The sequence below is a fragment of the Thermoanaerobacterium sp. CMT5567-10 genome, assembly GCF_030534315.2.
In the GTDB taxonomy this organism is placed as follows: domain Bacteria; phylum Bacillota; class Thermoanaerobacteria; order Thermoanaerobacterales; family Thermoanaerobacteraceae; genus Thermoanaerobacterium.
The window spans coordinates 534,843-547,460 of the sequence record NZ_CP130558.2 but is presented as its reverse complement, the minus strand read 5'-3'; the positions used below and the strand labels follow the sequence as shown (position 1 = coordinate 547,460).

At 34.9% G+C, this 12,618-nt stretch carries 8 protein-coding genes; 6 read left to right on the top strand and 2 right to left on the bottom strand.

Annotated features, from left to right (window positions below; genetic code table 11):
- Positions 1–64 precede the first annotated feature (64 nt).
- From Q2T46_RS02925 to Q2T46_RS02905, 5 genes are read left to right on the top strand one after another with little or no spacing between them, the layout of a single operon-like run.
- Positions 65–1,225 carry a Gfo/Idh/MocA family protein gene (locus tag Q2T46_RS02925; RefSeq protein WP_303264335.1) on the top strand — a complete coding sequence of 387 codons (1,161 nt, stop codon included), beginning with the start codon at positions 65–67 and terminating at the stop codon, positions 1,223–1,225.
- Between the two features lie 19 nt (positions 1,226–1,244).
- The gene (locus Q2T46_RS02920; protein ID WP_303264336.1) at positions 1,245–2,315 is read left to right on the top strand and encodes a Gfo/Idh/MocA family protein; all 1,071 of its coding nucleotides are present in this window, start codon (positions 1,245–1,247) and stop codon (positions 2,313–2,315) included.
- Positions 2,316–2,345: 30 nt separating this feature from the next.
- Positions 2,346–4,388, top strand: coding sequence for a glycoside hydrolase family 52 protein (locus Q2T46_RS02915; RefSeq protein WP_303264337.1), 2,043 nt, complete (start codon positions 2,346–2,348; stop codon positions 4,386–4,388).
- 38 nt (positions 4,389–4,426) lie between these two features.
- Entirely contained in the window at positions 4,427–5,932 is a 1,506-nt protein-coding gene (locus Q2T46_RS02910) for a GH39 family glycosyl hydrolase (protein ID WP_303264338.1), read from the top strand.
- A 20-nt stretch (positions 5,933–5,952) separates the two neighbouring features.
- Positions 5,953–6,909: an alpha/beta fold hydrolase gene (locus Q2T46_RS02905; RefSeq protein WP_303264339.1), complete on the top strand. Its 957-nt coding sequence runs from the start codon at positions 5,953–5,955 to the stop codon at positions 6,907–6,909.
- 40 nt (positions 6,910–6,949) lie between these two features.
- On the opposite strand, the gene Q2T46_RS02900 is transcribed toward Q2T46_RS02905, so the two are convergent.
- A complete protein-coding gene (locus tag Q2T46_RS02900) occupies positions 6,950–8,557 on the bottom strand; it encodes a response regulator (protein ID WP_303264340.1) in 1,608 nt (535 codons plus the stop codon).
- A complete protein-coding gene (locus Q2T46_RS02895) occupies positions 8,547–10,307 on the bottom strand; it encodes a sensor histidine kinase (protein ID WP_303264341.1) in 1,761 nt (586 codons plus the stop codon). The genes Q2T46_RS02900 and Q2T46_RS02895 overlap by 11 nt, the downstream gene beginning before the upstream one ends.
- Positions 10,308–10,867: 560 nt before the next feature.
- On the opposite strand from Q2T46_RS02895, the gene Q2T46_RS02890 reads away from it, so the two are divergent.
- Positions 10,868–12,562, top strand: a complete 1,695-nt coding sequence (locus tag Q2T46_RS02890; protein ID WP_303264342.1) for an ABC transporter substrate-binding protein — start codon at positions 10,868–10,870, stop codon at positions 12,560–12,562.
- Positions 12,563–12,618 lie beyond the last annotated feature (56 nt).

The following is a 12,618-nucleotide window of genomic DNA, read 5'->3' as shown; positions in this document are numbered from 1 at the left end:
AAATACGGTAAAAATCTAAAAATTTGGATTATAAAGTTAGTTGATTGATTGGAGGAAGTTTATTATGATTAATATAGCCATAATTGGGGCAGGTAATATTTCACCTGCCCACATACAGGGCTTTTTGGAATTTAAAGATAGGTGCAAAATCGTAGCAATATCAGACATCTACAAGGATAAGGCAGAAGAAAAGAAAAGGCGGTTTGATTTAGATGATGCCACTGTGTACAGCGATTACAGAGAGATATTAAAAAGAGAAGATGTTGATTTGGTGGACATATGCACGCCGCCTTACACACATGCAGACATTGCAGTGGAAAGTTTAAATGATGGAAAGAATGTAATCGTAGAAAAGCCAATGGCAGCATCATTAGAAGAGTGCGACAGAATGATAGAAGCGTCAAGGAAAAACAAAAAACTCTTGTCGGTAATAGCGCAGAATCGCTTCAGGACTCAATTTATGAAATTAAAAAAGATCGTCGAGTCAGGCCTAGCAGGACGTATAGTACATGCACAAGTAGACTCATTTTGGTGGAGAGGTCATTCCTACTACGATCTGTGGTGGAGAGGTACATGGGAAAAAGAAGGTGGAGGATGCACATTAAATCATGCAATACACCATATAGACATGCTTATATGGCTTTTAGGAATGCCTGAAGAAGTACAGGCTGTTATGAACAATGTAGCACACGACAACGCCGAAGTTGAAGACATATCGATAGCGATACTTAAGTATAAAAGTGGTGCGTTAGCACAGATAACAAGTTCAGTTGTGCACCACGGCGAGGAGCAGCAGATAATACTTCAAGGGAAAAAGGCGAGGATATCTGTTCCATGGAAAGTACATGCATCTACAGCATCCAGCAATGGTTTTCCATCAGGCAGAGATGAAGAACTAGAAAAGAAGATACAAGACTACTATGACAGCTTGGAAAAAACAAAGTACAGCGGTCATACTCCACAAATAGATGATGTATTAAAGGCATTAGAATCAGAACATGAAATCTTGGTAGGTGGCAGTGACGGAAGGAATGCCTTAGAGCTTATAACGGTTATCTACAAAGCTGCAACAACAAGGGAAGTTGTAAAGCTTCCACTTAAAAAGGATGACCCATTTTATACAGTAGATGGCATAATGTCAAGTGTACCTCATTTTTATGAGAAAAAAACGTTTGTAGAAAATTTCAATGATGAGCGCATAACATTTGGAAGAGATATTAAGTAAAAATAAGGAGGAATACCAAATGAGCAGAGAAAACGGTATGTACTATATGCCTGAAAGCAGGGCTAAAAAAGTCTGCGGTGAAGGAGATTTTGAATTTGCAGCAATTGGACTGGATCATGGGCACATATATGGAATGACAAAAGGACTGATAGAAGCAGGTGCTGAAGTAAAATGGGTATATGACAAGGACCCAGAGAAAGTTGAAAGATTCATAAAAGCATTTCCTACTGCAAAAAAGGCCAGAGACGAAGATGAGATACTGATGGATAACTCAGTTAAATTGGTAGCAAGTGCAGCAATACCATCAGAAAGGTGCGCTATAGGCTTAAAAGCCATGGATGCTGGCAAAGACTACTTTGCAGACAAGCCACCTATGACAACCAGAGAGCAACTGGAGCAGGCTAAAGACAAAGTGAAAAAGACGAAAAGAAAATATGCAGTCTACTATGGTGAAAGGCTTCACAATGAAGCATCTGTCTATGCAGGACAATTAGCAGAAAAAGGGGCAATAGGACGAGTAATACAAGTCATTGGCATGGGACCACATAGAGAAGGAAAAGGACGGCCTGACTGGTTCTACGAAAAGGACAAATTTGGAGGAATACTGTGCGATATAGGAAGCCATCAGATAGAACAGTTTTTGTTTTTCACAGGTGCAAAAGATGCTAGGGTCCAATCGGCAAAAGTAGCAAATTACAATCATAAACAGTATCCTACTTTTGAGGACTTTGGCGATGTGACACTAGTTGGCGATAATGGCGCAACAGGCTATTTTAGGCTTGACTGGTTTACTCCAGATGGCCTTGGCACATGGGGAGACGGAAGGCTATTTATATTAGGAACAGATGGATATATAGAACTTAGAAAGTATATCGATGTTGCTAGAGAAAATACGACAGACCACGTGTACCTAGCAAATAAAGATGGCGAATATCATATGGATGTAAAGGGGAAAGTCGGATTTCCTTTCTTTGGTGAATTAATACTGGACTCAATAAACAGGACAGAAAATGCTATGACACAAGAGCATATATTTAAAGCTATAGAGCTAGCATTAGAGGCTCAAACAAATGCAATAAAGGTAGAATGAAATTTATAATCTTGAGAAGAGGTGTTTCACATGATAAGTAAATCTTTTTATGCGCATCACAGCGCATTTGGAGCTTTTTCAAGTTTTGTGATTGGAAAATGCGGTAAGGGTGGTGGCGTCGTATTAAATGATGTTAGACCGCCTGAAAACAATATCTACATCGGGTACAAAAGAGATGGAGTGATAAACCTACTTCCATTTATTAAAGATGATACAAAAAATGCTGAGGAAGAGTTTACAGGAGAAGTTTCTAACAGCAATAGAGGAAAAAATATAAAAGTTTTCAAAGAAGATGAAATAGAAAGGGAAATGGGATGGGCATCAGACACATGGACTGCTGGAAACTTTAGATTTTCAATACTTACTCCATTTGGATACGTCAAAAATCCTGCAGTGATGGATGAAAATGAGAAAAAACTCGTACTGGCTCCTGTTATATTTGTGCAGTTGACGATGGACAACACTGACAACGATAAGGATGCTGAGATGATATTTGGCTTTGAAGGACCAAAAAGGATATTATCTGAGCTTACAGATGGAAAATACTTAGGTGGTGCCTTTGAAAGAAAATACGGTTTTGCCATCAAAAAAAGTGATGATGTAAGAGAACTGTCAAGACTTGATATTTTGACGTCATGGGCAAATGGCAATTATCAAAACCACGGTCTTGGCAGAGCACCTTCTTTGATATTTAAAGTTCCTGCAGGTGCCAAGAGAACATTTACTATCGCATTAGCAACTTATCAAAGTGGAATTATAACGACAGGAATTGATACTGAGTTTTACTATACTTCTGTGTTTAAGTCGCTAGAGGATGTCCTTGCGTTTGGTCTTGACAATGTTGATTATTATATAAATTTGGCTAGAGAAAGGGATGAAGAGCTTAGGAAAAGCGGACTCAATGAATACAGGCAGTTTTTGCTAGCTCATGCTGCTCACAGCTATTATGCCAGCACTGAGCTTCTGAAAAGAACTGATGGTACGCCTTTATGGGTTGTAAATGAAGGCGAATATATAATGATAAACACATTTGATTTGACGGTTGATCATGTCTTCTGGGAAATAAGATTTCACCCGTGGACTATTACAAATACACTAGACTTGTACGTGGAAAATTACAGCTACAAGGATCAAGCAGGTCTTGCATTTACACATGATATGGGTGTTGCAAATGGCTTTTCTAAAAAAGGGTATTCTTCTTATGAACTTCCTAACCTTACAGGATGCTTCAGCTATATGACTCATGAGGAGCTTTTAAACTGGGTGCTGACAGGTTCTGTCTATGCCATAAAAATGAACGACAAAGAATGGCTTAATAAGAATATGGATGTTTTTTCTGAATGCTTTGATTCCATCATTGCAAGGGATAAGAATAACGACGGGATAATGGATGTGGACAGTTCAAGATGTCAAAATGGCTCAGAGATAACTACTTATGACAGCCTTGATGAAAGCCTTGGTCAGGCAAGAAATAATTTATACCTTGGCGTAAAGACGTGGGCAGCGTATGGAGTACTTCATGGACTATTTAAAGAAAATGGATTGGAAGAAAAGGCGAAAAAAGCGCTAGAAAAGGCGAAAGAGGCTGCAAATACAATTGTTGGCAAGTTTGATACAGAAAATCAGTATATCCCTGCTGTATTTGAAAATGGAAATACATCTAGGATAATACCTGCTGTTGAGGCGTTGGTTTATCCGTACGTTGTAGGATATACTGACTTTGTAAGCGAGGTAGGAGTTTTTGGTGAGCTTATAAAGGTATTGAAGAAGCATGTTATGACGATTATGAAACCGGGCATATGCATAGATGAAGTATCTGGTGGCTGGAAGCTTTCCTCAACGAGCAAGAATACATGGAACAGCAAGATATTCTTGTGCCAATATGTGATAAAAGATGTGCTTAATATAGACTTTGGAGATAAAGAGATTGAGTGGGATAGGGTACACGCAATGTGGCAACAGGTGTCTTGCAGTGAAGATTGTGCTACAGACCAGGTTAACAGCGACACAGGTACACCTAGAGGAAGCCGTCTCTATCCGAGACTTGTAACCAGCATACTGTGGATGAAATAAATTATTAAATTATCTAACATAATTTCGGGGGGCTTAACATGGTAAAAATAAAGATACCAAAAAATTCTGATGGCAAAAAATTCACCAGTAGATGGAGATATTGTGTAGGGACAGGGAGATTAGGGCTGGCCCTACAGAAAGAGTACATTGATACATTAAAATACGTAAAAGAGAACATCGATTTTAAATACATCCGTGGTCATGGACTTTTGTGCGACGATGTGGGTATTTACCGTGAAGACATAGTAGGTAACGACATAAGACCCTTTTACAATTTCACGTATATAGATAGAATCTTTGATTCATTTTTGGAATTAGGGATAAGGCCTTTCGTCGAAGTTGGATTTATGCCTAAAAAATTAGCGTCAGGCACACAGACAGTATTTTATTGGGAGGGAAACGTAACCCCTCCTAAAGATTATAATAAGTGGAGTAACCTTGTAAAAGCAGTTGTTACACACTTTATATCTAGATACGGCATAGATGAAGTCTTGAAGTGGCCATTTGAGATATGGAATGAACCTAACTTAAAAGAATTTTGGAAAGATGCAGATCAAAAGGAGTATTTTAAGCTGTACAAGGTTACTGCAAAGGCGATTAAAGAAGTGAATGAAAATCTACAAGTTGGAGGTCCAGCTATATGCGGCGGATCTGACTACTGGATAGAAGACTTTTTGAATTTCTGTAATGAGGAGAATGTGCCTGTTGACTTCGTGTCCCGCCATGCGTATACATCTAAACAGGGAGAGTATACTCCGCATCTTATATATCAAGAGATCATGCCATCTGAATACATGCTTAACGAATTTAAAAGTGTCAGGGAGATTATAAGGAATTCACCTTTCCCAAATCTTCCTTTTCACATAACAGAGTACAATACATCTTACAGTCCATTAAATCCTGTACATGATACGCCTTTTAATGCGGCGTATCTTGCGAGGATTTTAAGTGAAGGCGGCGATTATGTTGATTCATTTTCTTATTGGACATTCAGCGATGTGTTTGAGGAGAAGGATGTTCCAAGGTCGCAGTTTCATGGAGGATTTGGACTAGTTGCATTGAATAAGATACCAAAGCCGACTTTTCACATGTTTAAATTTTTCAATGCTATGGGAGAAGAGGTGCTTTACAGGGATAACCGTATGCTTGTGACAAGAAGAAATGACGGATCAGTTGCGCTTATCGCTTGGAACGAGATAATGGAAAAGACGGAAAATCCAGATAAGGAATATGAACTGGAAATACCTGTAGGATTCAAAGATGTCTTTATAAAGAAGCAGATGATAGATGAGGATCACGGCAATCCTTGGGGTGCCTGGATACACATGGGAAGGCCGAGGTTTCCAAACAAAGAGCAAATTAAAACTTTAAGAGATATTGCGAGGCCACAGATCAAAACAAGTAGAGCTACATCAGATGATGGCTATGTAAATTTGAAATTTAGATTGGGGAAAAATGCTGTGGTATTGTTTGAATTGACTGAAGTAATGGATGAATCAAACACGTATATAGGACTTGATGATAGCAAAATAAACGGATATTGATGTGATTTAGGAGGGTAAAAATGGGACTTTTTGATATGCCATTACAAAAACTTAAGGAATACACTGGTACAAACCCATGTCCGAAAGATTTTAATGAGTATTGGGACAGGGCTTTAAATGAGATGAGATCAGTTGATCCCAAAATTGAACTTAATCCCAGCAGCTTTCAAGTGCCGTTTGCAGAATGCTATGACTTGTACTTTACCGGCGTGCGAGGCGCAAGGATACATGCAAAGTATATAAAGCCTAAAACAGATGTGAAGCATCCTGCACTAATAAGATTTCATGGATATTCATCAAATTCAGGGGACTGGAATGACAAATTAAATTACGTGGCGGCAGGTTTTACAGTTGTGGCGATGGATGCAAGAGGCCAAGGGGGGCTTTCTGAAGATGTTGGCGGCGTAAAAGGAAATACTCTAAATGGACATATAATCAGAGGATTAGACGACGACGTTGACAACTTGTTATTCAGGCATATTTTTCTAGATACTGCACAATTGGCAGGAATAGTAATGAATATGCCTGAAGTTGATGAAAATAGAGTTGGAGTCATGGGGCCATCACAAGGCGGAGGTTTAGCATTGGCGTGCGCATCATTAGAACCCCGTATACGCAAAGTCGTATCTGAATATCCTTTCTTATCTGATTATAAGAGGGTATGGGATTTAGACCTTGCAAAAAACGCATACCAAGAGATTACAGACTATTTTAGGCTTTTTGATCCTAGACATGAAAGAGAAAATGAGGTGTTTACTAAGCTTGGCTATATAGATGTTAAGAATCTGGCGAAGAGAATAAAAGGCGATGTGTTGATGTGTGTCGGATTGATGGATCAAGTTTGTCCGCCATCAACTGTTTTTGCAGCGTATAACAATATAAAATCAAAGAAGGATATAAAAGTATATCCTGATTACGGCCATGAGCCTATGAGGGGATTTGATGATTTAGCTATGCAATTTTTACTGGAGCTTTAAACGTTAAAAGTATGAGGAGATTTGATATAGTCAGATCTCCTCATACAATATTTTTTATCAATTTTTTGTATTCACTTACATTTAAACCTGTATACTTTTTAAAGCAGGATGAGAAGTAATTTGGGTCTTGTATGCCGACTGCATTAGCGATTTCAAATGATTTCATATTTTTTTCTTTTATCAAATTTATTGCTTTTTCCATTCGCTTATTTGTAAGGTATTCTATGAAGTTTATGCCTGTTTCTTTTTTAAATGTCCTGCTTAAATAGCTGGGATTTAGGTAAAAGTGCTTAGCGACGTATGACAGTGAAAGATTGCTATTGCTAATATTTTCATCTATGAATTTTTTAACATTATCAATCAAATTGTTGATATTGCTTATCTGCTCTTTGTTTACCGCCTTAATCGTATTTTTTACAGTTGTTGATACATATTCAATCATGTCAGGCAGCGTCTCTATATTTATGATTTTGTTGTAAGACTCTACCTCAGACAAATATATATCATCAAAGTTTTCTTTTAGTTCTAATGACACAGAAAAGCAAATTGATATAATGTTTAATGCTGTAACGCGGATTAACTTAATTACATTTTCGCTTTTAAGATCTATATTAGAAAACACATCTTTTACAATATTTATTGCATCGTTTTCTAAGCCTGATTTCATGTAAAATCTCAATTCGTTAAACAGATGATTGGTGTCAAGCCCAGTTTTGCTTTCTGTAAATTGTACATCTCTATAATGTATGACATTGTTGTTGCCAACTGCTATGCGATAGTTTAATGCATCTATTGCTTCAATGTACGATACTTTTATGTCGCTTACCTCTCCTTTTATATTTCCGATCCCTATATTTACAATGCAGTCAACATCTTTGATGATTTTATTTTTCAACCTTATACAAATTTTATACAAATCTAATTTTTCATCGTTGTTTAAGATGATAATTCTATTCATTGAGTTAGTGAAAACAATGATCCTTTTCAAATCTTTAAAATAGTTTTTTACGTAATTAGTCACTTTAAAATTTTTTATCAGACGAGATTCTTCGTTTACATCATTTGAATTGATAATCTCTAAAGCGGCAACTTGATAAATGCTGCCATCCAGAGATATATCGAAAAATTCTAACTTTCCATTTATCAAATTGTCATCTAAATTGCCACTAATAAGCTCATTTAAAAACCGCTCTCTTAAATAAGGCAGATTATCGTAAAGCTGTCTTTTTAATTCTTCAAATTCTTTCTTTTCCTTCCTTTCACTTTCTATGACTGCTTTTAGCTTAGATGCAGTATTTAAGACTTCATCTTCATCTATCGGTTTAAGCAAAAAATCAGATATCCCTATTTTTACGGACTTTTGAGCGTAATTAAAGTCATTGTAACCAGTTAGGATGACAATTTTTATTGTAGGATATTTTTGTAAAATAGATTCGCTGAATTTTATGCCGTCAATTCCTGGCATTTTTATGTCTGTAAAGACTACATCTGGTTTAAGTTCATCTATTAGTTTAAATCCTTCCTCCGCATTTGATGCTTCGCCTGCTATTTCCATTCCGAGCGTGTTCCAATCAATACAACCTTTTAATAGATTTCTTTCAAGATACTCATCGTCAATAATGAGCACTTTTATTTTATCATTCATCATTCTGATCCTCCTTATTTATCGGGATAGTTATTTCAATCTTTGTTCCTTCATCTATTTTGCTGTAAATTTTTACTACATCTGCAGAATTGTAATATATCTTCAACCTTTCAATTGTCGATCTAAGGCCAACACCTTTAGACATGCTACTTTCGATTTCTCTTATCTTTTCTTCATTCATGCCTTTTCCATTGTCTTCTACTATGAGTTTTATTTGATCGTTGTCATATAAAGCTTTTATTGAAATGATTCCCTGACCGTCTTTATTTCTCACGCCGTGGTTCAAGGCATTTTCGACTAATGGCTGCAATATAAGCTTTGGTATTCTATAGCTTAATGTTCGCTCATCAATATTTATTACAACATTAAATTTATCTCCAAACCTTATTTTTTGTATTGTAAGATAGTTTTTTATTATGTCAAGCTCTTCTTTTATGGTGATTTCCTCATTGCCATTCATCAAAAAAGATCTATAAAACTTTCCTAGAGCTTTCACAATTTTACTGGCGTTTTTCGTGTCATTCATTAAAATCAAGGCGCTTATTGCGTCAAAAGAGTTAAATAGAAAATGGGGCTTTATCTGCGATTGCATTACATCCAGTTCCAATTTCCTTTTCATCTTTTGCTCGTTAATGATATCGCCAATCAATTTTTTGATTTCATCGATCATCTTGTTATAAACATCTTTTAGCATCCCTATCTCATCATTGCCGGTTATAATATTTACCTTTTCAAATTTTCCATCCTTTATTCCCTTCATAGAGTTTACCAGCTTTATTATAGGCTGTGTGATAAATAGAGATATAAATAATAGACCTAAAATAAGCAATACAATATTTATGATTATTACTAATAGAAGTATTAAATTGTATATCCAAAACTGACTGTTAAGCTCATTAAATGGTGTGACGCTTATTATATTCCAGCCAAAATTATTTTTAAGATCCGAAATAATGTACACTTTTCCGTCAATCTTCTTTATAGTTGAATTATTGGGCTTTATATAATTGAATATCTCGTCATTTAAACTTTTACTTATATTAGTTGGCTCTATTATACTGTTACCTTTCTCGTCTTTTATTATGATACCAGATGTATAAGTATTTATTGAGCTATTTATATACTTATACAAGTAAGATTTAGAAATATTTATTATCATAAATCCTGCTGGCTTTTGGCTATTTATATCGTTTATCACTCTTATGAAAGATACATATCCTTGGTTTCCTTTACTATCATTTATCAAACTACCACTATTAGCTATTAATATATAAGCACCTCTTAAACTTATCAATTTATCGTACCAATCAGCCGATTTTAGCACAGATAAATTAATATTTTTATAAGAAACATTATCTACAAAGTATTCGTTTCCTCTGTTGTCAAATATATATATAGACGAAATAAAATCATTAAAGTTTAAAAAATCAGCCAAATATTTGCTCATAGGCTGTATATAGGAAGCGTAATTACCTGCATTTCCGTTTGACAAAGCTGATTGCAGTATTTGACTTGATATTAAAATTTTTGACTGATTGTCAACGGTATTTATTAATGATTCTATACTGGAATTAATATTTGAAACAATTTCATTAGAAACTTGCATGACTTTGCTGTTAGTTATATTATTATTTATCTCATTATAAGTGATCGAAAGAAAAGAGATTGAAACGATTAAAACAAACAAATAGTACAATACTATTTTGGATGATATATTTAGATCTCTGAATTTTTTAATAAATCTTTTTAACATAGCATTAACTCCTTTGGAGTAATATTTTAGAATTAATGACATTACCTTGTAAAATACATGAAACAATGAATTTAACTATATTTTAAGTTTTATTATTGTGATATTTATACAAATTAAAATATCTATCATATATTTTATCACATATTAAAAGAAAATGTAACTAGTTTATTTGTTGGGTGAACAAAGTAAAAAAATTAAAGAATCAGGTAAAAAATTTCTATTTTATTAAAAAAATTTCGAGCTATAATATTCTCATAAATTAAAGTTAGAAATTAAAACAAGTATTAGTAATAACATGTTTTTATTCCTTTATATTGATTTATTTGATTTAATTTCTTTTAAATTTCTTTTATCCAGAACTATTTTATTTAATAACATTAGTAAACGTTAAGTGTAAGATGATGGTATATATGGGTAGATATATTAAAGTTATTTAAACACTTGTTTGATATTTAAAAATATTTTTCTACTCATATATATAATATTTAATGCTAATGGAGGAGGTGGTATTATAAAACATATTTTTAACATTTTTTAACATTTTTATGGGAGGGGAAAAGATGAAAGGGAAAAAATTATTTATTTTAATTCTGACGATTGTAATTGTAATGGTTATCTCAGCACTTTTGTCAGGATGTAGCACTACAAAAACGTCTAGCAAAGATTCTAACAAAAATACGCCCAGCAATAATACTTCTACAAACAGTAAGCAAATGAAGACGCTATCACTCTACATAGGTGACTCTACTCAAAGTCCAATCGATTTTACTAAAACACCTGTAGGTCAAAAGCTTGCGGAATTGACGGGTGTCAATTTACAAGTAAGTTATGTAGTTGGTACTGATGAAGAGACTAAGGCAACGCTTATGGTTACAGGAGGAGATTTACCAGATATAGTTGTTACACATAATGCTTATCAAATATTTAGAAATGCAAACGACTTAATTCCACTAGATGATTTGATAGATAAATACGGTACAAATATAAAAAGATGGTATTCCCCACAAGATCTCAATAAGATGAGAGATCCTAAAGATGGCCATATATATTATTTAACTCCTGCTAGAAAAAGCGCATATTATTATCCTTATTCAGGATTTTATTTGCCATTGGAAGTTTTGCGTGATGCAGGCTGGCCTAAAAAATTAACGCTTGATCAGTATTTTACTATAATAGAAGATTATATAAAAAAACATCCTACTTATAATGGTCAACCGGTAATAGGATTTACTGCCGATACTGACAACTGGAGAATATTTACATTAACTGGTGCACCAAGCTATTTAGCTGGAAATGCAAACACAGGTGATGTCTGGGTAGACGATAACAATAAGGCTCATCCTTTTGCAATAAGTCAATGGGCACATGATTACTATAAGAAGCTAAATGAAGAGTGGAATAAAGGCATACTCGATAAACAGATGTTTACCAGGAATTATGATTCATATAAAGCACTTATAGCTTCAGGCAGATTATTAGGTTTTTACGATCAGCGTTGGGACATTCAAGATGCGATTAATTCACTTGAGCAGCAAAAACTTTATGATAGGGTACCTTTTGCTTTGCCAGTAACTTTCGATGGTGTAACAAAAGAAGATTATAATAGCATAAATATTACAGGTACGACACCTGGTATGAGTATAACAAAAAGTTGTAAAGACCCTGTTGCTGCAATGAAGTTTTTAGATGCTATGTGCAGCGATGAAGCTTTAAAGCTTGAGAACTGGGGAATAGAAGGCAAAGATTATACTGTTAAAGATGGCAAAATGTATATGACACCAGAACAATTAAATCAATATAAAAACAGCAGCTACACACAAAAAGAAGGCGTAGGGCTATATTGGGAATTTCCACATCCAGATGCTGGAGCAAAACTTGCTGATGGGAACTTTGCATCACCTCAAGACAGCCCAGAATATGTAGCAAGTGTATATAAACCATATGAAAAAGAAGTATTAGATGCTTATCATTTAACGAATTTGTCAGAAATGATGGCACCGCCATTAGATACACCATATGGATTTGTATACGATATAAGCATACCTGATAGTGAGCAGCAGATTAAGATTGCAAATCAAAAGGCATCTGACCTTACGAGAAAATATGTAGCACAAATGATACCTGCAAAACCAGACCAATTTGAAAGCATATGGAAACAATATGTATCAGAAATGCAAAAAGCTAAATATGATCTTGAAGTACCATATATACAGCAACAAATAGACTGGAGAATTCAGCATTGGGGGACAAAGTAAACTAATTACGGTGTTTTTGTAATGAAGTACGATTTTCGTACTTCATTACACTTAAA